The following is a 21218-nucleotide window of genomic DNA, read 5'->3' as shown; positions in this document are numbered from 1 at the left end:
GCGAGAGCACCATGGCAACCTCATCGACCACCGCCTCACCCCCGGGCGCGGGCAGCCCCGGCGGCCCGCCGGAGCGCCCGCCCCTGCTGACCCGCCTGGGGGAGGGCCTGGCCCGCCGCCCGGGCCGGGTCGTCGTCCTGGCGATCGTCCTGACGCTGCTCGGGGTGTTCCTGGCCGCCGGCACGATGGACCGGCTGCTGCTGAGCCGCTTCGAGAGCCCGGGCTCGGAGTCGGCACTGGTGGAACAGCGCCTGGAGGAGGGCTTCGGCACCGGCAAGCACCACTTCGTGCTCCTGGTGACCGCGCAGGGCGGCGACGTGGACGCCCCGGACGTCGTCGCGGCCGGCACCGCCCTGGAGAACGAGCTGGCCTCCCGGGAGGGCGTCGCCGAGACCGCCTCCTACTGGGGCCGCGGCGACTCCCCGGCGATGCGCTCCGAGGACGGCTCCCAGGCGCTCATCACCGTGCGCATGGAGGGGACCGTCACCGAGGCCCGCACCGCGCTCGGCGAGATCTCCCCGGACTTCACCCGCGAGGACGGCACCCTGCGGGTGGAGGTCGGCGGCGGCGACGAGATCTTCCGCCAGGCCGCCCAGCAGGCCCAGGCGGACTTCCTGCTCGCCGAGGCGATCATCTTCCCGCTGGTGTTCGTGCTGCTGTTCATCATCTACCGCCGGTTCTCGGTGGCCGCGCTCACCCTGGGCATGGGCCTGTTCTCGGTGATCACCACGCTGGCCCTGCTGCGCGGGGTCACCTACATCACCGACGTGTCCACCTTCGCCGCCAACCTCACCCTGGTCATGGGCGTGGGCCTGGGCGTCGACTACAGCCTGTTCGTCATCAACCGGTTCCGGGAGGAGCTGGCCCGCGGCCGGGAGGTCCCCGACGCCGTCGCGACCGCGGTCGCCAAGGCCGGGCGCACCGTCGCGTTCAGCGGCCTGACCGTCGCCGTCGCGCTGTCGTGCCTGATGCTCTTCCCGTTCCCGTTCCTGCAGTCCTTCGCCTACGCGGGCATGGGCACGGTGCTGACCTCGGTGTTCGCCTCTCTGGTCATCCTGCCCGCCGCGCTGGCCAAGATCGGGCACCGGGTCCGGCCCAAGCGCGAGCCCGACCCCGACCGCGGCTGGTGGCACGACACCGCCCTGCGGATGATGCGCCGCCCCGTGCTGTGGGGGCTGCCCGCCCTGATCGTCGTCCTGGTGCTGGCCGCCCCGGCGCTGGGGCTGAACTTCGGCCTGCCCGACGCGCGGGTGCTGCCCCCCGGCAACTCCAGCCGCGACGTGCAGGACCAGATCGAGACCGGGTTCGCCCAGGAGGAGATGGACGCCGTCCAGGTGATCGTCGACCTGCCGGGCGCCGGAGCCGAGGACGCGTCCGCCGACGGCTACGCCGCCGAGCTCTCCCGGGTGGAGGGCGTCTACCAGGTGGACGCGATCACCGGCCGGTACGTGGACGGACAGCAGGTGGCGGGCCCCGAGCCGGGCGCGCAGGACCGGTTCGGCTCGGCCGAGGCCACGTGGTTCTCCGTCGTGCCCGAGGCCGAGGCGATCGCCGACGGCGCGGAGCTGATCGAGCGCATCCGGGACGTGCCCGCACCTGCCGCGGCCGAGATCGGCGGCTACCCGGCCGACCTCGCCGACTTCCGGGCGGCGCTGCTGGGGCAGGTGCCCCTGGTGTTCGGGCTCATCCTGGCCATCACCTTCGTGCTGCTGTTCCTCATGACCGGGAGCCTGCTGCTGCCCGCCAAGGCGATCGTGCTCAACGTGCTCAGCCTCGCGGTGATGTTCGGCGTGATGGTGTGGATCTTCCAGGAGGGCAACCTGTCCGGGCTGCTCGGGTTCACCGCCAACGGGACCCTGGAGACGACCTTCCCGATCCTGATGTTCTGCATCGCGTTCGGGCTCTCCATGGACTACGAGGTGTTCATGATGTCCCGGATCAAGGAGGAGTACGACCTGACCGGGGACAACACCCGCGCGGTCGCGGCCGGGCTGCAGCGCAGCGGCCCGCTGGTCACGGCGGCGGCGGTCATCCTGGCCGCGTCGTTCGCCACCTACGCGGTGTCCGACGTGCTCTACCTGATGATGCTGGCGATCGGGATGGCGGTGGTGATCCTCGTGGACGCCACGCTCATCCGCGGGGTGCTGGTGCCGGTGTTCATGCGCCTGGCGGGCGACGCCAACTGGTGGGCGCCCGCGCCGCTCAAGCGCCTGCACGCCCGGTTCGGCGTCTCGGAGTAGCGCGGTGATCGGCCGGGGCCGCCGGGGACCGCCCCTCGCGGCCCCGGCGGGACCCCCGGGTCACTCGTGCTTGGTGACCCGGGGGTGGGCGTCCAGCAGCCGCCCCGACAGCTCGTGCAGGACCTCGCGCTCCTCCTGCGAGAGGGGGGCGAAGAACTGCTCCTCGGCCGCGGACACCGCCTCGCGGGCCTTCTGGAGCAGCAGGGCCGACTCGGGGGTGGGCGTCACGATGTAGCGCCGGCGGTCCTTGGGGTTGCGCTTGCGCTCGGCCAGCCCGCGGGACTCCAGGTCGTCGATGAGGCCGACCATCACGTTGGGGTCCACCCCCAGGGCGTGGCTCAGCTCCTTCTGCGAGGGGTCGACCATCGCCTCGGCCGCGGCCAGCACGTGGAACTGCCGGGAGGTGATCTCCTGCGGACTGAAAATGTCGAGGGTCACGGCCTGGACCAGCTCGCCCAGCTTGATCAGCCGGAACCCGGTCGTGTGCCACAGGGGCGTCTCCCAACCCGACGCGTTCTCCATACCCGACCCGCCTTAGAAATTCATAAGCCGAAAAGATTATCTCATTACATGATAGTTGGGATGTGACACTATGGCGGACACGGAAACGCCACGACTGCCCGCGCGGAACCGCTCCCTGGTCACCGGGGCCACCGGCCTGCTGGGCGGCAACATCGTCCGGCTCCTCCTCGACCTGGACCAGGAGGTCGTCGCCCTGGTCCGGGACCTGGAGCGGGCGCGCCGCCTGCTGCCCGACGACCCGCGCCTGCACCTGGTCCGCGGCGACGTCACCGAACCCGCCACCTACCGGGGGCACCTGGCCGGGATCGACGAGGTCTTCCACACCGCGGCCTACTTCCGCGAGTACTTCCAGGATCCCACCCGCACCGGGCCCCTGGAGCGGATCAACGTCCAGGGCACCGAACAGGTCCTGAGCGCGGCCGCCACCTCCGGGATCCCGGTGTTCCTGCACACGGGGTCCATCAACACCCTGGCCCTGCGCGGCCCCGAGCGCCCCGCCGACGAGTCCACCCCGCCCCCGGAGAAGTACGCGCGGCCCACGGTGTCGGACACCTACCCCACCAGCAAGGTACGCGCCGACCGGGCGGTCGCCGCCATGGTCCGCACCGGCAAGACCGGCACCACCCGGGTCGCCACCGTCCTGCCCGGGTGGATGTGGGGCCCCGGCGACGCCGGACCGACCTCCGCGGGCCGCCTCTTCCTCGACGTGGCCAAGGGGAAGGTGCGCGCCATCCCCCGCCTGTCCAACTACGTGGTCGACGCGCGCGACGTGGCCTACGCCTGCGTCGCCGCCGCCCGGGTGGGCACCGCCGACCGCTACGTGGTGGCCGGGGAGAAGCGGTCGCTGCCCGCGCTCACCGACTCCGTCGCGGCCGAGGCCGGGGTCCGCGCGCCCCGGTCGGTCCCCGCCGGGCTGGCCACCGCGGCCGCCGCCCTCATGGAGCTGAGCGCCCGCGTCCGCGGCGGGGAGCCCACCGCCACCCGCGAGGGCGTGCGGGTGCTGCGCGAGGGGGACGAGCGCAACATCAGCTCCGACCTGGCCCGCGGCGAACTGGGCGTGCGGTTCCGCCCGGTCGCCGAGACGGTCACCGCCATGGGCGCCTGGTACCGCACCCACGGCATGCTGCCCGCCGGCCGGGCGCGGGCCGGATCGGTCGGCTGACCCCGGTATCCGTCCGGTCCGATTGTGCGTCCGCCGGCCCCGGCGCACGCCAAGGGCCCGGCCCCCCGAGGGGGGCCGGGCCCGTCCGGCTTCTCAGGCGATCGCCCCAGGCGGTCAGAAGGCCTTGGGGTCGCCCTCGTGGAACCGCTTGCCGTTGACGGCCTCGGACACCCCGGCCTTGTCCAGGTAGGGGGTGATGCCGCCGGTGTGGAACGGCCAGCCCGCACCCGTGATCAGGCACAGGTCGATGTCGGCGGCCTCGGCCACGACACCCTCGTCCAGCATGATCCCGATCTCCTTGGCCAGCGCGCGCAGCGCCCGGTCCAGGATCTCCGGCTCGGTGGAGGGCTTGTCGCCGCCCACGAGCAGCTTCTTCACCTCGGGGTCGATGCTGAAGTCGGGGGCGAAGATCGCGGTCTTGCCCTCCTTGACGACCTCGCCCAGCTCCGGGGAGACCGCGAAGCGGTCCGGGAAGGCCCCGTGCAGGGTCTCCGACACGTGCAGCGCCACGGCCGGGCCGACCAGCTGCAGCAGCATCAGCGGCGACATCGGCAGGCCCAGCGGGGCCACCGCGCGGTCGGCCACCTCGGGCTCGGTGCCCTCGGACACCGCGCCCAGGACCTCGCCCATGAACAGGGTGAGCAGGCGGTTGACCACGAACGCCGGGGCGTCCTTGCACAGGACGGCGGTCTTCTTCAGCTTCTTGGCGACGGTGAACGCCGTGGCCAGGGAGGCGTCGTCGGTCTTCTCGCCGCGGATGATCTCCAGCAGCGGCAGCACGGCGACGGGGTTGAAGAAGTGGAAGCCGACGACCCGCTCGGGGTGCTTCAGCTTCGAGGCCATCTCGGTGATGGACAGCGAGGAGGTGTTGGTGGCGAGCACGGCCTCGGGGGAGACCACGGCCTCCACCTCGGCGAACACCTGCTGCTTGATCTCCATCTTCTCGAACACGGCCTCGATGACGAAGTCGGCGTCCGAGAAGGCGTCCTTGGTCAGCGAACCCGTGACCAGGGCCTTGAGGTGGTTGGCCTTGTCCTGGTTGACGCGCCCCTTCTTGAGGAGCTTGTCGACCTCGCCGTGGACGTAGGCGACGCCCTTGTCCAGGCGCTCCTGGTCCAGGTCGGTCATGACGACCGGCACGTCCAGGCGGCGGGCGAACAGCAGCGCCAGCTGGCCGGCCATCAGACCGGCGCCGACGACGCCGACCTTGGTGACCTTGCGGGCCAGCGACTTGTCCGGGGCGCCCGCGGGCCGCTTGGCGCGCTTCTGCACCAGGTCGAAGGCGTACAGGCCGGCCTTGAGCTCGGGGCTCATGATGAGGTCGGCCAGCGCCTCGTCCTCGGCGGCGAAGCCCTCGTCGCGGGTACGGGTCTTGGCCTCGGCGACCAGCTCGACGGCGCGGGCCGGGGCGGGGGCGGCGCCGTGCAGCTTGCCCTCGACAACGAACCGGGCCATGTTGACCGCGTTGTCCCAGGCCTCGCCCTTGTCGACCGCGGGGCGCTCGACGGTGACCTCGCCCTTGACGACCCTGGCCACCCAGCGCAGGGACTCCTCGACGAAGTCGGCGGGCTCGAAGATCGCGTCGGCGATGCCCAGCTCGAACGCCTGCCCGCCCTTGAGCATCTTGTTCTGGGCCAGCGGGTTCTCGATGATGACCTTGAGGGCCTTCTCCGCGCCGATCAGGTTCGGCAGCAGGTAGGTGCCGCCCCAGCCGGGGACCAGGCCCAGGAAGGTCTCGGGCAGGGCCAGCGCCGGGACGCCCGAGGAGATGGTGCGGTAGGTGCAGTGCAGGCCCACCTCGACGCCGCCGCCCATGGCCGCGCCGTTGATCAGCGCGAAGGTCGGCACGTCCAGCTCGCCGAGCTTGCGGAACACGTCGTGGCCGAGCTTGCCGATGGCCAGCGCCTGCTCGCGGTTCTGGATCGCGGGCACACCGCTGAGGTCGGCGCCGACGGCGAAGATGAACGGCTTGCCGGTGACGGCCACCGCCACGATGTCCTTGCGGGCGCGGGCGGCCTCGATCTCGGCGTCCAGGGCGAGCAGGCCGCCGGGGCCGAAGGTGTTGGGCCGGGTGTGGTCGTGGCCGTTGTCCAGGGTGATCAGGACGGCGGTACCGGCACCGTAGGGGAGCTCGATGTCACGGGAGATCGCCTTGGTGACGACCTCGTCCTTGAAGAGTTCGCGTGCTTCTTCGAGCGCGGTGCTCACTTGCCCCCCTCGTAGTTGGTGTTCTCCCAGAGCACGGTGCCGCCCATGCCCATGCCGACGCACATGGTGGTGATGCCGTAGCGGACGTCGGGACGCTCGGCGAACTGGCGGGCGAGCTGCATCATCAGTCGCACGCCGGAGGAGGCCAGCGGGTGGCCCAGCGCGATCGCGCCGCCCCACGGGTTGACGCGGGCGTCGTCGTCGGCGATGCCGAAGTGCTCCAGGAAGGCGAGCACCTGCACGGCGAAGGCCTCGTTGATCTCGATGAGGCCGATCTCGTCCATCGTGATGCCCTGGCGGGCCAGCAGCTTCTCGGTGGCCGGGACCGGGCCGACGCCCATGACCTCGGGCTCGACACCGGCGAAGGAGAAGTCCACCAGACGCATCCTGGCGTCCAGGCCCAGCTCCTCGGCGACCTCCTCGGCGGCCAGGATGGCGCCGGTGGCGCCGTCGTTGAGGCCCGCGGCGTTACCGGGGGTCACGTTGCCGTGCGCGCGGAACGGGGTCTTGAGGCCGGCCAGGGACTCCATGGTGGTGCCCGGCCGCGGCGGCTCGTCCTTGGTGGCCAGGCCGTAGCCCTGCTCCAGGGAGCGGACGACGACCTCGACCAGGTCGGGCTGGATCTTGCCGTCGGCGTAGGCCTTGGCGACCTTCTCCTGGCTGCGCACCGCGTAGGCGTCGGCGCGCTCCTTGGTGATGGAGGGGTAGCGGTCGTGCAGGTTCTCGGCGGTGTTGCCCATGACCAGCGCGGACGGGTCGACCAGCTTCTCGGAGAGGAAGCGCGGGTTGGGGTCGACGCCCTCGCCCATGGGGTGGCGGCCCATGTGCTCGACGCCGCCCGCGATCACCACGTCGTAGGCGCCGAAGGCGATGCCCGCGCCGGAGGTGGTCACGGCGGTGAGGGCACCGGCGCACATGCGGTCGATGGCGTAGCCGGGGACGCTGCGGGGGAGCCCGGCCAGGATCGCGGCGGTACGCCCGATGGTCAGGCCCTGGTCGCCGATCTGGGTGGTGGCGGCGATGGCCACCTCGTCGATGCGCTCCGGGGGCAGATCCGGGTTGCGGCGCATCAGTTCGCGAATGACGCGGACGACCATGTCGTCGGCGCGCGTCTCGGCGTAGAGGCCCTTGCCTGACTTGCCGAACGGGGTGCGGACCCCGTCGACGAATACGACATCGCGGGCGGTTCGCGGCACGATGGCCCCTCCTTCTCCAAGATGTGGGTGGACTTTCGAGTCCATGCTACTCGCCAGTAACAAATTGCGCGAGTGCCGCATTCCCCGATGTTCGCGCGGTACCCGGACCCCGACGATCGAGGGGGGCGATATCGAACTTTCGGCCGATGCGGAAGGCGGCCCGGGCCGGTTGACTGGAACAACCTGTCCTGTTCCACCGTGGCCACTTTCGCACGGTTCCGGAACCGCGGCGGGACACCGACACGGACGGGGAGACGACCCTTGGCCAACGACCGCGAACACCGGGAGATGCTGCGCGCCGCCCCGCGCGCCCCCCTGCGCCGACTGCTCTCCCTCGCCCGCCCACATCTGCGGATCCTCCTCCTGGGCGGCGCGCTCACCCTGCTGGGCGGTGCGGTCGGCCTGGCCCAGCCCCTGGTGGCCAAGTACGTCATCGACGCCCTGGGCGCGGGCGACCCGCTGCTGACCCCGGTGCTGCTGCTGGCCGCCGCGGTGGTGGGCGGGGCCCTGATCGGCGCCGCGGGCTCCTTCCTGCTGGAGCGCACCGGCCAGGGCGTCGTGCTGGACGTGCGCCGCGGCCTGGCCGGCTCCCTGGTCCGGCTGCGGGTGGCCGAGGTCGACCGGCTCACCCCCGGCGACCTGGTGGCCCGGCTGACCGCCGACACCACCCTGCTGCGCACCGTCACCACCAGCGGCCTCACCGACCTGGTCACCGGCGCGGTGCTGCTGGTCGGCGGGATCGTCGTCATGGCGGTCCTGGACCCCGTCCTGTTCCTGGTCACCCTGGGCATGATCCTCGTGGTCGGCGTGCTCATGACCCTGGTCCTGCCGCGCATCGGCCGGGCCACCCAGGAGGCCCAGGCGGCGCTGGGGGCGATGGGCGGCCGGCTGGAACGCGTCTTCGGGGCCTTCCGCACGGTCAAGGCCTCCTCCGCCGAGGACACCGAGCTCGCCCGCCTGGACGAGGCCGCGGTGGAGTCCTGGCGCAAGGGGGTGGCGGTCGCGGGCTGGAGCGCGCTGTCGGGCACCTTCACCGGGCTGACCGTCAACACCGCGTTCCTGGTGGTGCTGGCGCTGGGCGGCGGCCGGGTGGCGGCGGGGAGTCTGGAGGTCTCCACCCTCATCGCGTTCCTGCTGCTGCTCTTCTACCTGATGCAGCCCATCGGGATGCTGGTCACGGCGCTCACCGACCTCCAGACCGGGCTGGCCGCGGTCCGGCGCATCGACGAGGTCGCCGAACTCGACCGGGAGGACACCCGGGCGGAGGCCGTCGCGGGGGCCAACGCGGGGACCGCCGCGGGGCGCGTCGACGCTGGCGGCACGGACGGCACTGACGGTGTGGGTGGCATGGGCGGTGCGGGCGCCCCGGAGAGACAAGAGGCCCCGGGCGCCCTGGAGAGACCGGAGACCCCGGCCTCGGTGGTGTTCGAGGACGTCGCCTTCCGGTACAGACCCGAGCTGCCACCGGTGCACCACGGCGTGTCCTTCGCCGCCTCCGGCGCCGGGCTCACCGCCCTGGTCGGCCCCTCCGGGGCGGGCAAGACCACCGTCTTCTCACTCATCGAGCGGTTCTACGACGCCACCTCGGGACGGGTCCTGCTCGACGGGGCCGACGTCCGCCACCGCCCACTGCGGGACCTGCGCGCCCGGATCGGCTACGTGGAACAGGACGCGCCGGTGCTGGAGGGCACCCTGCGGGAGAACCTCACCCTGGCCGCCCCGGACGCCACCGCCGACGACCTCACCGAGGTGGTGGCCCGGGCCCGCCTCACCGACCTGGTCGCCCGGCTGCCCGGCGGACTGGACGGCGTCATCGGGCACCGCGGGGTGACCCTCTCCGGCGGCGAGCGCCAGCGGGTGGCCATCGCCCGCGCGCTGCTGCGCCGACCACGCCTGCTGCTCATGGACGAGGCCACCTCGCAGCTGGACGCCGCCAACGAGGGGGCGCTCAAGGAGGTCATGCTGGACGCCGCCCGCACCACTAACGTGATCGTGGTCGCCCACCGGCTCTCCACCGTCACCGGGGCCGACCGCATCGTCGTCATGGACGCCGGGCGGGTCCGCGCCGTGGGCACCCACGCCGAGCTCCTGGAGGCCGACGACCTCTACCGCGACCTGGCCGCCGGGCAGCTCCTGGCCCCCGCCCACGGACAGTGACCCGGCCCCCGGTCCCCGGCTCCGGGCCCCCGGCCGGTCCGTCGGCGGCGTGCCGACCCCCGTCCACGAGCAGCGACACCTGAGGAACCGACATTCGAGCAACCGGCATCCGGGGAGGTGACGACCAAGGACGTGCCACCTGAGGGACCGACACCTGAGGAGGCGCCGGCCGAAGACATGGCAGCCGAGGAGGTTACGGCCAGGGCCGTGTCACCGCAGGAGGCGACACGGCCCTGCCCGGCGACGCGGCCGGAAGCCGGAGGCCCCGGCGTCCGGGGCTCAGAACAGGGCGTCGGCCTCGCGGTGGCGGCCCGCGGCGCTGTAGGCGCCCGCCAGGTCGCGGCGCAACCGCAGCGTCAGCCGGCGCACCTCCGGGTCGCCGGAGGAGTTGAGCGCCACCCGGTAGGCGTCGCGCAGCGTCTCCACCGCCGCGTCGGTGTGCCCCGCCTGCGTGTAGGCGCGGCCCAGCCGGTGGTGCACGGTCAGGGTGTCCAGGTGGCCCTTGCCCAAGCGGCGGCGGCGCACGGCCAGGACCGCGTGCAGCTGGCGCACGGCCTCGTCGTGGCGGCCCGCCATGTTCTGCGCGGCGCTCAGCCCCAGCCGCAGGTCCTCGCTGCGCTCGGCGTCCCGCACGTCCGCCAGCGCCCGCTGGTAGTGCGCCATCGCGGCGTCCAGCCGGCCGCTGCGCCGGTAGCACACGGCCAGCCGGCTGCGGGCTTCCACGGTGTCCTCGTCGCTGGGCCCGAAGGCGCTCTCCCGGTCCCGCAGCAGCACCTCCCACTGGGCGGCGGCGTCGGCGGGGCGGCCCGCGTCCTCGAACGCCCAGGCCAGGTTCTCCCGGATGATCTCGGTGCGCGGGTGCTCGGTGCCGAACACCGCGACGGCCTCGTCCAGGGCCAGCTCGAACTGCTGCACCGCGGCCTGGCGGCGGCCCATCTGCGCGTACTTGGTCGCCAGGTTGTTGCGGGCGGTGATGGTGTCGGGGTGCTCGGTGCCCAGCCGCTCCACCAGGGACCGCAGGGTGCGCTCCAGCGAGGCGGCGCGCATCCCGGCGGTGGGGGCGGGCCGCCCGGAGGCCCCGGCGGACCCGGGGCCGGTGGACCCGTGCCCGGCGGGCACCGTCCTGGTGGCCCTGTGCCCGGCGACGGGAGCGGGGACCCCGAGGGTGGGGTCGGTCATCACGGCGGTGGGTGCGGTGATCCGCGAGGGAAGGGCGTCGGAGGCGTCCTCGGCCCGCGGATCCACCTGCGTCGGGGTCCCCTCGGACACGGGGGCGCCCTCATCGACGACGCGCACCCGGTCGGCACGTGTACGCCCGATCCCACCGAGCAGTGAACGCCAGAACGACAGCGAACTCACCTCTTCTCCCTGACCGCACCCTCTGGAAGCACACACCGGGCCGGACCGCCGGTGCTCTCCGCGTGGTGTGCCCTCACACCGTCGCAACGTTCCCTCTTCACCGTCAAGAGGTCACCGTGCCCCGAAATTCCAAGGCACAGTTCCATAACTTAAACGGACAGCGGGTGATGGAACAGGCGGTCCAGGCCCCCTATGTATGGTGACTTCGGGCACACCAGGATTGAGGACGCGGGAGAAGGGTAAAGGTTCACCCTTCTTCGGCTGTTTTCAGGGCCGTCGCCAGCGGCTCCGAGGTCAGCCCGATCTGCCACTCCCGGGCCCCGCGCTCGCGCAGGAACGCCCCCACCGCGTCGGGGTCCACCGCCGCCGGCGGGGCCCACGCCAGCCGCCGCACGGTGTCCGGCAGCAGCAGGTTCTCGGTGGGCATCACGATGTCCTCGGCGATGCCCGTGACCGTCGCCCGCGCCGCCTCCAGCCGCCGCGCCGCCTCCGGGGCGCGGTCGGCCCACCGGTTGACCGGCGGCGGCCCGTCACCGGGCGCGTTGGGCCGGGGCAGGTCCGCCTGGGCCATCTCCCGGGCCCGGTCGATCGCCTTCATCCACGTCCCCGGGTACCGGCGCGCCAGCTTGATCCCGAACTGGCGGATGCGGTTCAGCTCCGTCGTGTTCTTGGGCATGGTGGCCGCGGCCTCCACGATCGCCGCGTCCGGCAGCACCCGGCCGGGGGAGATGTCGCGCTCCTGGGCGATCCGGTCGCGTTCGTACCACAGCTCCCGCACCGCGGCCAGGGAGCGCTGGTTGCGCACCCGGTGGATGCCCGAGGTCCGCCGCCAGGGGTCGGCGCGCGGCTCCTTGGGCGGCGCGGCCAGCACGGACGCGAACTCCTCCTGCGCCCACCCCAGCTTCCCGGCCTCCTCCAGCTCCGTCTCCAGCGCGTCGCGGAGCTCGATGAGGATCTCCACGTCCAGCGCCGCGTACCGCAGCCAGTCCTCCGGCAGCGGTCGCTGCGACCAGTCCACGGCGGAGTGCTCCTTGGCCAGGCGCACGTGGAGCATCCGCTCCACCATGAAGCCCAGCCCCACCCGCTGGTACCCGAGCAGGCGGCCGGCCAGCTCGGTGTCGAACAGCCGCCGCGGGCGCAGGTTGACCTCGCTCAGGCAGGGCAGGTCCTGGTGGGCGGCGTGCAGCACCACCTCGGCGCCGCCGACGACCTCGTCCAGGCCGCTCAGGTCGGGGCAGGCGATCGGGTCGATCAGGGCCGATCCCGAACCCTCCCGGCGCAACTGGACCAGGTAGGCGCGCTGGCCGTAGCGGTAGCCCGACGCGCGCTCGGCGTCGACCGCGATCGGTCCGCTGCCGGCGGCGACGGCGGCGACGACTCCGGCCAGGGCGTCGGCGTCGGAGGTGACCTCCGGCAGACCTTCGCGCGGTTCCCGCAGCAGGGGCGCCTTCTCGGCGTCGTCGTCACCTGGTTCACGGGGTTCTGTCTTCGAGTTCAACGCGTTCGCCACACCACTACGGTATGCGCTGCCGACACCGCGCGCGGATCCGGACCTGGCCTCGCCGGGCCGGTGAACCTCCGCGGGCGGTGGACTCAGGGCCGCGCACGCTGCCGGGCGATGTCCGCGACGTCGGCCGGCGGCAGCCCGGCGGCCGAGGCCAGCAGGGTCTGCCAGGCCGCGGCGTGCGCGGTCAGGTCGTCGTCCTCGGGGGTCCAGGAGGCGCGCATCTCCACCTCCGTGGTGGATCCCTCGCCCGCCTTGGTCCCGAAACCCTCGGTGGTGGCGCGGGTGACCGTGCCGCTCAGCGTGTGGTGGGCGGCCCCGCACGAGGCCAGGGCGTCGGTCAGCCAGCTCCAGGCGACCGGGCCCAGCAGCGGGTCGGTGGCGATGTCCGACTCCAGTTCGGAGTTGACCTGGCAGACGACCCGGAACGGCCCGGGCCACTCCCGGGTCCCCTCGGGGTCGTACAGGACGATGAGGCGCCCCCAGGCGATCTCCTCGCCGTGCACGGTGACCTGCGCCGACACGGCGGTGGTGTGGGGGGCCAGACGGCCCGGGGCGGGGATCTCCCGGACGGTGATCTCTGACCTGAGGGAGGGGCCGTTCAGGGCCTCGACCGCTCGCCGGAACGTCTCGCCGGCGTCCGCGGCGCTACCGACTTCGGGCATGGTGGAAACGTCAGCCTTCATTGAGTGTGATCGCGTGCTGGCGGGGTGTCGCCCGACAGGGGGCGGTTCCCCCCGGCGCAGGAGGGTGGGCACGCCAACGACCGTGGCACGAGTCACCGCCCGCAGGGCGTAGATCCCCCGGCGTGTCGGGGTTTTGTGATGATCTTGGGACCGGGGGGCGCTGCGCGCCGTGACCGTTCGGGGCGATCCGCGTGAGAGCACCGGGCGGAGCATGGCACGATCGAAGGGTGACGCTGCAAGATTCTCCTTTCCTTCGCGCCTGCCGGCGCCTGCCCGTGGACCACACCCCGGTGTGGTTCATGCGCCAGGCCGGGCGCTCCCTGCCCGAGTACCGACGGGTCCGCGCCGACGTGCCGATGCTGGAGGCCTGCGCCCGTCCCGACATGATCACCGAGATCACGATGCAACCGGTCCGCCGGTACGACGTCGACGCCGCCATCTTCTTCAGCGACATCGTCGTCCCGCTCAAGGCGATCGGCATCGACCTCGACATCAAGGCCGGTGTGGGCCCGGTGGTGGCCGACCCGATCCGCGACGCGGACGGGGTCAAGCGGCTGCGCGACATCGAGCCCGGCGACCTGTCCTACGTGACCGAGGCCGTGGGCATGCTCACCGGCGAGCTCGGCGACAAGCCGCTCATCGGCTTCGCGGGCGCCCCGTTCACGCTGGCCTCCTACCTCATCGAGGGCGGGCCGTCCAAGAACCACGAGCACACCAAAGCGCTCATGTACGGCGAGCCGGAGCTGTGGGACGAGCTCATGCGCCGCCTGTCGGCCATCACGCTCGGCTTCCTGCGCACCCAGATCGACGCGGGCGCCAGCGCGGTCCAGCTTTTCGACTCCTGGGTGGGCGCGCTCAGCGCCGAGGACTACCGTGCCTCGGTGCTGCCCTACACGTCGTGGATCTTCGGCCAGCTCAGCGAGTACGACGTGCCGCGCATCCACTTCGGTGTGGGCACCGGCGAACTGCTGGGCCTGCTCAGCGAGGCCGGAGCCGACGTCGTGGGCGTCGACTGGCGGGTGCCGCTGGACAAGGCCGTGCAGCGCGTCCAGCCGGGCACGGCCCTGCAGGGCAACCTGGACCCGGCGACCCTGTTCGCCCCGTGGGAGGTCGTCGCCGAACGCACCCGCGACATCCTGTCCCGCGGCCGCACCGCCGACGGCCACATCTTCAACCTCGGCCACGGCGTCCTGCCGGAGACCGACCCGGACATGCTCCAGCGCCTGACGGAGTTCGTCCACGAGGAGACCTCCGCCTGACCCGCGACCCCGTACCCGCCGACGGCGCCCGCCCTACCCGGCCGGGCGCCGTCCCCGTTCCCGCCGCCTCACCGGTTCGCCCGCCGCCGGTCCCGTGAACCCGGTGGCGGCCGCCGGCGTTCACCCCGCCCGGCCGGGCGCCGCTCCCGATCGTCTTGTCCGGCTCGTGCTTTCCGGCGGTTTGCCCGTCTTCGGTTCCAGGCGCCTCCCCGTTCGGCCGCCTCGGCGGATTCGCTGTTCCCCGGTGTGCCGATTCGTTCCGTCGGCCCCGGTGGCCCCGGGGTCATCATCGGTCTCGCGGGCGTCGGCGGCCCCGACGCTCTCGCCTTTCCCGGCGGCGCCTGCGGCACCACCGTCGTCGTCGGCGGTCCCGGTGCCCGTCCGGACCAGACCCGCCGCTCTCGTCGCCCACTGTGGGCATGGGGGAGCCCCGGGGCCGGTGGCGGTCCCGGGGCTCGGGTGGTGTTTCAGGGGGCGGGGCTACTTGTCCTTGGCGTCGCCTTCGGTGCCGTAGGCGGTCCCGTCGGTGGCGTCCGTGGCCTCGTCGGTCCCGGTACCACCTGCGGTTCCGCCGGTCTCGGGAGCCTCGTCGGCCGCGGCGTCACCGGCGGCCTCATCGGTCCCGGACGTCCCGTCGGCTTCGGTGGTGCCATCGGTCGCAGAGGGCTCGGCCGTTCCGCCGGCCTCGGAGGTTCCAGCGGTCGCATCGGTCTCGGGTGTGCCATCGGGCGCGGGGGGCGGGGGAGTGCCCGGGGCGGGGTAGGGGTACGGGGCGCCGGCGTGGGCGGGGACGCGTGGGGCGTTCGCGGCGGCGGCACGGCGGCGACGGAGCAGGGAGCGCAGCCACCAGACCAGGGCGGTGACCGGCAGGGCCAGCACCGCGACGAAGGGCAGCAGCCAGCCGACGGCGACGGCCAGGCCCCCGAACACCGACACCAGCGCCAGCCAGCCGCGCTCCAGGCCGCCCAGGAAGCCGATGCCGTCCTCGGCCGGCTCCTCGATGTAGGTCCGCGGCGGCATCAGCGTGAGGTTCACCGTGGAGAGCGTCGTCTGGTCCTCCAGCGTCTTCAGGCGCGCCTGGAAGGCCTCCAGTTCGGCCTGGCGGTCCTGGATCTCCCGCTCGACCCGCAGCAGCTCGTCGACGTCGTCGGCCTCCTCCAGGTACCCGCGCAGGGTCTCCAGGGCGGTCTCGGCGGACTCGATGCGGCTCTCGACGTCGGCGACCTCGCCGGTGACGTCCTGTACCGACCGGTGCAGGTCGGAGCGGTCGCCCAGCTCCGCCAGCTCCTCCAGCGCGTCCTCGTAGCCCTCGTTGGGGATGCGCAGGGTCAGGTACGCCTCGGGCGACCCGCCGGTGGGCGTGGACAGCGATTCGGAGGCCACGTGGCCGCCCGCGTCGACGGCCAGCTCCTTGGCCTCGCGGGCCGCCTCGGCCACGTCCTCCACCCGCACGGTGAGGTCGGCGGTGTGGATGAGCTTGCGGTCGGTCACCTCCGTGTCGGGGTCGACGACCGACGACCCGCCGCTCTGCTCCTCGACCCCCTCGACCCCCTCTTCGGACCGCTCCGCCTCGGCGGCGAAGTCCTCCGAGTAGGCGGCCTCGGGCGCTGACCCGCCCCCGTCGGAGCCCGCCCCCGAGTCGTAGGAGTTGGACATGGGTGACGCACACGAGGTCACCAGGAGGGCTGCCAAGCCCGTGGACAGCGCGACTCCGGCGGCACGCCGCACCGGAGATGAACCCGAAGTAGCCATGCACCTTGGACGTGGCACCCGTCACCGCCGTTTCGGCCTGTTGGTAACGAGCGGACAACGGTCCGAATCGGGCGCAAAGACCCCGCCGACACGGGACGTTCCCCACGCCTCCCACGTCCCGCGTCCACGATCCTGGAGGGGGAGGGCCACGGTGCGCCGGACGTCACGGGGACGGCGGGACACTGTGACCCACGGCATCTGGGAAGCTGAGAGTATGCCTGAAGCACCGCACGTCGTCGTGGTCGGGGGCGGGATCTCCGGACTCACCGCCGCGCACCGCCTGACCGGGCTCGGCGCCGCCGTCACCATCGTCGAGGCCGCCGACGCGCCCGGCGGCAAACTGCGCGCCTCACCGGTGGCGGGCGTGTCCGTCGACGCGGGGGCCGAATCCGTACTGGCCCGCCGCCCCGAGGCGCTCGCCCTCATCGAGGAGCTGGGCCTGGGCGACCGGCTCGTCCACCCCGGCCCGGGCGCGGCCGCCGTCTACAGCCGCGGCCGCGTCCGCCCGCTGCCCAAGGGCCAGCTCATGGGCGTTCCGGGCGACCTGGGGGCGCTGGCCCGCAGCGGCGTGCTCTCCCCGTGGGGGACCGCGCGCGCCGCCCTGGACCTGGTGCGCCCGCGCACCCCGGTGCGCGGCGACCTCCCGGTCGCCTCCTACGTGGGTGTGCGCCTGGGGCACGAGGTCGTCGAACGCCTGGTGGAGCCGCTGCTGGGCGGTGTCTACGCGGGCCGCGCCGACGAGCTCTCGCTGGAGGCCGCGCTGCCGCAGATCGCGCCGCTGGCCCGCGAGGGCGGCTCGCTGATCCGCGGCGTCCGCGCCGCCACCGGGGCCCGCGGCCCCTCCTCCGGACCGGTGTTCGCCTCCCTGCGCGGCGGCATCGCCGGGCTCACCGGGGAGCTGGCCGAACGCCACGGCAAGGACCTGCGCACCGGCACCCGCGTCCGCTCCCTGGAGCGCCTCCCGCAGGGCTGGCTCGTCCACCTCGACACCGGCGACCGGATCGAGGCGGCGGGCGTCCTGCTGGCCTGCCCCGCCCCGGAGGCGGCCCGGCTGCTCGCCGACCACGTCCCCGAGGCCGCACGCGAGCTGCGCGCCGTCGAGTACGCGAGCATGGCCCTGGTGACCCTGGCCCTGCCCGCCCGGGCGTTCCCCGCCCCGCTCACCGGTACCGGCTTCCTGGTCCCGGCGGGGGAGGGCGGGCTCACCGTCAAGGCGGCCACCTTCTCCAGCAACAAGTGGCCCTGGATCGCGGAGGAGCTGGCCGCGCGGGGCGAGGACCTGGTCGTGGTGCGCTGCTCCATCGGCCGGTTCGGCGAGTCCGGGGTGCTGGACCGCTCCGACGAGGAGCTGGCCGCGACCGCCCTGGCCGACCTGTCCCGCGTCACCGGCCTGGCCGGGCGCCCGGTCCAGACCCGGGTGACCCGCTGGGACGGCGGCCTGCCCCAGTACGCGGTCGGGCACACCGCCCGCGTCTCGCGCGTCCGCGACGCCCTGGCCCGCCACGGTGGACCGGCGGTGTGCGGGGCGGCCTACGGCGGCGTGGGCATCCCGGCGTGCATCGCCGACGCGGACCGCCAGGCCCGGGACCTGGCCGCCGCCCTCCAGACCGACAGTCCCACCAGCCGCGGCTACGGAGCCGACGGCACCAACCAGCAAGGAGTCAACCCGTGACGGGCCAGCACAGCGGAGCCATCGCCGAGGACGGCACCGACCTCAACGCCCTCATCCGCTACACCATGTGGTCGGTGTTCAAGGTCGAGAGCCTGGAGGGGACCGACCGCGCCGCGGCGGCGGAGGAACTGCAGGGCCTGCTCGACAAGGCGGCCGAGCAGGGCGTCACCACCCGCGGCGGTTACGACGTGCAGGGTTTCCGCGCCGACGCCGACATCATGTTCTGGTGGGTGGCCGACACCCACGAGCAGCTCCAGGACCTGTACAGCGCGTTCCGCCGCACCGCGGTCGGCCGCCTGGCCGCCCCGGTGTGGTCGGTGATGGGCCTGCACCGCCCGGCGGAGTTCAACCGCGGCCACGTGCCGGCGTTCCTGGCCGGCGAGGAGCCCCGCGACAACATCTGCGTGTACCCGTTCGTCCGCTCCTACGAGTGGTACCTGCTGCCCGACGAGGAGCGCCGGGCGATGCTGGCCGAGCACGGCCGGATGGCCGCCCCCTACCCGGACGTGCGCGCCAACACCGTGTCCTCGTTCGGCCTGAACGACTACGAGTGGCTGCTGGCGTTCGAGGCCGACGACCTGTACCGCATCGTCGACCTCATGCGCCACCTGCGCGGCGCCAAGGCGCGCCTGCACACCCGCGAGGAGCTGCCCTTCTACACCGGCCGCCGCAAGAGCGTGGCCGAGCTGGTGGAGTCCCTGGCCTAGCCGCACCCGCGTACACGAAGGGCGCCCCGGCGGTTCTCCGCCGGGGCGCCCTTGACGTGTGCGCCTTACTCCTCGACCGGTTCGGCCGGGCCGGCGGGCAGCGGCTCGGCCGCCGCGCGCCGGGTGGCCAGGACGTGGAAGGGGACGGTCACGATGAACACCAGGACCATGACGCTCACCAGGTACACGAGCCACTGCCCGGCGGGCAGGCCCATGCCCCAGGACACCACCAGCGCCACGCCCATGCCGATCATGCCCAGCACCATGTAGGCCTTGCGGCCGCGCGGCTTGGGGTACTCGATGCGGCTCACCATCAGCCAGGAGATGAACAGCACCGCGACCGCGGCGATCGTCGGCGGCGGGTCCAGCAGCACGACCGTCACCACCGCCATCGCCCCGAACGGGCAGGGCAGGCCGGTGAAGTACCCGGTGCCCGGCGTCTGGAGGGAGAACCGGGCCAGCCGCACGATGACCGCCAGCAGCACCGCGCCGCCCGCGACCACCGACAGCGTCCCGCCGCCGCCCTGGGTGCCCCAGACGACGAACAGGAACGCCGGGGTGAACCCGAAGCTGATGACGTCGGCGAGGTTGTCCAGCTCGGCGCCCATGCCGCTGCCGCCCAGCTTGCGGGCCACCCGCCCGTCGAGCAGGTCCAGCGCGGCCGCCACCAGCATCAGCCCCACGACCGTGGCCATGGCGCTGCGCGGGAGCGGCCCCTCGGCCCCGGCGGCCAGGTGCGCCGACAGCGCCGCCACCAGCGCGCACACGGCGAGGAACCCGCACAGGGCGTTGCCCAGGGTCAGGTAGTCGGCCAGGGCCAGGCGGATGCGGGGGGTGTCGGGGGCGGAGGAGGCGGAGGCGCCTGCGAGCTGGCCGTCAGTCGGCGTCAAGGCGGGTTTCCCCGGCGCGGACGCGCTGGCCGACCTCCACCGCCGGGGTGATCCCGGCCGGAAGATAGACGTCGACGCGCGACCCGAACCGGATGAGCCCGATCCTCTCTCCTTGCTCGACCTTCTGCCCCGCAGCGAGATACGGGATGATCCGCCGGACCATCGCGCCGGCGATTTGAACGACCGTGATCTCACCGATCTCGGTTTCAAGGGTCCAGATGACGCGTTCATTACGCTCGCTGTCCTTGTCGAATGCGGGGCGGAAGCCCCCCGGGCGGTGTTCGACACGGGTCACCACGCCGGCGAGGGGAGCACGGTTGACGTGCACGTTCAGGGGGTTCATGAACACCGCGACCCGGGTCCGGCCGTCGGATCGGACGTCGATGCTCTGGACGACGCCGTCGGCCGCGGACAGCACCCGCCCGGTCGCCGGACCCCGTTCGGGGTCGCGGAAGAACCACGTCATCCCGGCGGCCAGGGCCACCACCGGCACGGCCAGGGCCGTGCGGGCCCGGGAGCCGCGGGCCGCCAGTGCGGCGACGCCGGCGGCACCGAGCGCGGGGACCAGCCAGGGGGCCGATCCCTGGGCCATGCCCAGGCGCGGACGGGCCGCGGGCCGGTGAGAGACGGATGTGGAAGGTGAGTCGTCGGTCATCGAGCGCTTTCGTCGCGGGTGGTTCGGCGTCGGGGGTCGGACGGGGGCCGTTCTCCGACGCGTTGCATGCGATTATCCCTGATCCGCCGAGGGCGGTGATCGGGTGAACACCGGGCCGCCCTCGGGCGGCCCGCAGGCGTACGCCCGGAACCAGGATGGTACGCCAACCTACTCCGTAGGCTCCAGGGTCAGGGCCACGGAATTGATGCAGTACCGGTCGTCGGTCGGGGTGTCGTATCCCTCACCGTGGAACACGTGCCCCAGGTGCGAGTCGCAGGTGGCGCACCGCACCTCGGTGCGGACCATGCCCAGGGAGCGGTCCTCGACCAGGGTCACGGCGTCGGAGTCGGCCGGGTCGAAGAAGCTCGGCCACCCGCAGTGCGAGTCGAACTTCTCGGTGGACCGGAACAGCTCGCTCCCGCAGCCGCGGCAGCGGTAGACGCCCTCGGTCTCGGTCTCCACGTACTCGCCGGTCCAGGGGCGCTCGGTGGCGCCCAGGCGCAGGACGGAGTACGCCTGTTCGTCCAGCCGCGCGCGCCACTCCCGGTCGGTCGTGGGGATGCCGTCGGTCCCGCCCCGCGGGGCCCTGTCCGCTGTGTCAGCCATGCCTTCGACGTTATCCGGAATCGGACACCGGTGTCTCCCCGTGTCGCCGGGGCGCGGTTCTCGGTAAATCGTCCTTGGAGGCGACATACCTCTAACTTCACCATCGGTGGCGTTCGGTCGCGCTTTGTGAGGGTAGGGCACTGGACAGGGTTCAGTGGTCGAAGCGCAACAAGGCAGGTGACATGGCCGCTACAGCGCAACAGTCACTCATAGTGAACAAACAAACACAGCGCGTTGGAAGGATGCGGTACGGACTGTGGTGGTTCGAACGGGCCGCCGCGAACGCGCGCAGCGGGATCCGCTCCCTCGCCACGGGGGTGGGCAAGGAGATGAGGTGGGCCGCCGGGCTCACCGCCAGGGCCCTCCCGATCGATCTGGACAAGCTGGACAGGGCCGAGGCACAGCCCTGGGACGACCGGAGGCTCTTCACCGGGCTGACGGTGTTCTCCGTCCTCGCGGTCGCCCTCGCCCTGTTCCTGGGGTTCGGGGTGGCCGAGTGGATGCGCACCGAATCGGGTGCGCTGCTCATCGCCGGGATCGGCGCACTGGCGGTCGGGGCGGTCCTACTGCCCCTGGCCTACCTGGTGTTCGCCTCCCGGCGGCGGCGCCCGCCGTCCCGCGAAAGGGAGTGAACACCCCGGTG

17 protein-coding genes are annotated in these 21218 nt (G+C 73.0%); 7 read left to right on the top strand and 10 right to left on the bottom strand.

The features are described 5' to 3' along the window. Positions 1 to 11 precede the first annotated feature (11 nt). A complete protein-coding gene (locus ACJOT3_RS10980; protein ID WP_406971544.1) occupies positions 12 to 2240 on the top strand; it encodes an MMPL family transporter in 2229 nt (742 codons plus the stop codon). A gap of 60 nt (positions 2241 to 2300) precedes the next feature. Here ACJOT3_RS10980 and ACJOT3_RS10975 read toward each other — a convergent pair whose 3' ends face one another. After that, a complete protein-coding gene (locus ACJOT3_RS10975) occupies positions 2301 to 2762 on the bottom strand; it encodes a MarR family winged helix-turn-helix transcriptional regulator (RefSeq protein WP_406971542.1) in 462 nt (153 codons plus the stop codon). Positions 2763 to 2832: 70 nt separating this feature from the next. On the opposite strand from ACJOT3_RS10975, the gene ACJOT3_RS10970 reads away from it, so the two are divergent. Further along, positions 2833 to 3924, top strand: a complete 1092-nt coding sequence (locus tag ACJOT3_RS10970) for an NAD-dependent epimerase/dehydratase family protein (protein ID WP_406971540.1) — start codon at positions 2833 to 2835, stop codon at positions 3922 to 3924. Between the two features lie 114 nt (positions 3925 to 4038). Here ACJOT3_RS10970 and ACJOT3_RS10965 read toward each other — a convergent pair whose 3' ends face one another. Next, the gene (locus tag ACJOT3_RS10965; protein ID WP_406971538.1) at positions 4039 to 6132 is read right to left on the bottom strand and encodes a 3-hydroxyacyl-CoA dehydrogenase NAD-binding domain-containing protein; all 2094 of its coding nucleotides are present in this window, start codon (positions 6130 to 6132) and stop codon (positions 4039 to 4041) included. Beyond that, complete coding sequence (locus ACJOT3_RS10960) at positions 6129 to 7328, bottom strand: thiolase family protein (protein WP_406971536.1); 1200 nt, start codon at positions 7326 to 7328, stop codon at positions 6129 to 6131. The genes ACJOT3_RS10965 and ACJOT3_RS10960 overlap by 4 nt, the downstream gene beginning before the upstream one ends. 288 nt (positions 7329 to 7616) lie before the next feature. Between ACJOT3_RS10960 and ACJOT3_RS10955 the strand changes: the two genes are divergently transcribed. Beyond that, positions 7617 to 9485, top strand: a complete 1869-nt coding sequence (locus tag ACJOT3_RS10955; RefSeq protein ID WP_406971564.1) for an ABC transporter ATP-binding protein — start codon at positions 7617 to 7619, stop codon at positions 9483 to 9485. A gap of 279 nt (positions 9486 to 9764) precedes the next feature. Here the strand turns inward: ACJOT3_RS10955 and ACJOT3_RS10950 are convergent, their stop codons facing one another. The 3 genes from ACJOT3_RS10950 to ACJOT3_RS10940 all read right to left on the bottom strand — a co-directional run bounded on the left by ACJOT3_RS10950 (position 9765) and on the right by ACJOT3_RS10940 (position 13013). Beyond that, positions 9765 to 10835, bottom strand: a complete 1071-nt coding sequence (locus ACJOT3_RS10950; protein WP_406971562.1) for a tetratricopeptide repeat protein — start codon at positions 10833 to 10835, stop codon at positions 9765 to 9767. A 256-nt stretch (positions 10836 to 11091) separates the two neighbouring features. Further along, entirely contained in the window at positions 11092 to 12342 is a 1251-nt protein-coding gene (locus tag ACJOT3_RS10945) for an HRDC domain-containing protein (RefSeq protein ID WP_406971560.1), read from the bottom strand. A gap of 95 nt (positions 12343 to 12437) precedes the next feature. Further along, on the bottom strand, positions 12438 to 13013 hold the full coding sequence (locus ACJOT3_RS10940) for a DUF3000 domain-containing protein (protein WP_406971534.1): 576 nt from the start codon (positions 13011 to 13013) through the stop codon (positions 12438 to 12440). Between the two features lie 311 nt (positions 13014 to 13324). Here ACJOT3_RS10940 and hemE point away from each other — a divergent pair, with 311 nt between their 5' ends. Further along, entirely contained in the window at positions 13325 to 14293 is a 969-nt protein-coding gene (hemE, locus tag ACJOT3_RS10935) for a uroporphyrinogen decarboxylase (protein WP_406971558.1), read from the top strand. Positions 14294 to 14773: 480 nt separating this feature from the next. Here the strand turns inward: hemE and ACJOT3_RS10930 are convergent, their stop codons facing one another. After that, a complete protein-coding gene (locus tag ACJOT3_RS10930; protein ID WP_406971532.1) occupies positions 14774 to 15949 on the bottom strand; it encodes a DUF4349 domain-containing protein in 1176 nt (391 codons plus the stop codon). A gap of 310 nt (positions 15950 to 16259) precedes the next feature. Between ACJOT3_RS10930 and hemG the strand changes: the two genes are divergently transcribed. Both hemG and hemQ read left to right on the top strand, forming a co-directional pair. Further along, a complete protein-coding gene (gene hemG / locus ACJOT3_RS10925; RefSeq protein ID WP_406971530.1) occupies positions 16260 to 17717 on the top strand; it encodes a protoporphyrinogen oxidase in 1458 nt (485 codons plus the stop codon). After that, positions 17714 to 18424 carry a hydrogen peroxide-dependent heme synthase gene (gene hemQ, locus ACJOT3_RS10920; protein WP_406971528.1) on the top strand — a complete coding sequence of 237 codons (711 nt, stop codon included), beginning with the start codon at positions 17714 to 17716 and terminating at the stop codon, positions 18422 to 18424. Before hemG ends, hemQ begins: the two co-directional genes overlap by 4 nt. A 65-nt stretch (positions 18425 to 18489) precedes the next feature. Here the strand turns inward: hemQ and pssA are convergent, their stop codons facing one another. The 3 genes from pssA to msrB form a co-directional block, all read right to left on the bottom strand. Beyond that, entirely contained in the window at positions 18490 to 19314 is an 825-nt protein-coding gene (gene pssA, locus ACJOT3_RS10915) for a CDP-diacylglycerol--serine O-phosphatidyltransferase (RefSeq protein ID WP_406971526.1), read from the bottom strand. Then, on the bottom strand, positions 19301 to 19969 hold the full coding sequence (locus tag ACJOT3_RS10910; RefSeq protein ID WP_406971524.1) for a phosphatidylserine decarboxylase: 669 nt from the start codon (positions 19967 to 19969) through the stop codon (positions 19301 to 19303). The genes pssA and ACJOT3_RS10910 overlap by 14 nt, the downstream gene beginning before the upstream one ends. Positions 19970 to 20137: 168 nt before the next feature. Then, entirely contained in the window at positions 20138 to 20575 is a 438-nt protein-coding gene (msrB, locus tag ACJOT3_RS10905) for a peptide-methionine (R)-S-oxide reductase MsrB (RefSeq protein ID WP_406971522.1), read from the bottom strand. A 242-nt stretch (positions 20576 to 20817) separates the two neighbouring features. Here msrB and ACJOT3_RS10900 point away from each other — a divergent pair, with 242 nt between their 5' ends. Next, complete coding sequence (locus ACJOT3_RS10900; protein WP_406971520.1) at positions 20818 to 21207, top strand: hypothetical protein; 390 nt, start codon at positions 20818 to 20820, stop codon at positions 21205 to 21207. Positions 21208 to 21218: the final 11 nt, after the last annotated feature.

The organism is Nocardiopsis protaetiae (genome assembly GCF_045446735.1).
Lineage (GTDB): Bacteria > Actinomycetota > Actinomycetes > Streptosporangiales > Streptosporangiaceae > Nocardiopsis > Nocardiopsis protaetiae.
The sequence above is the reverse complement of the archived record's forward strand: the minus strand, read 5'-3'. Positions and strand labels throughout refer to the sequence as shown.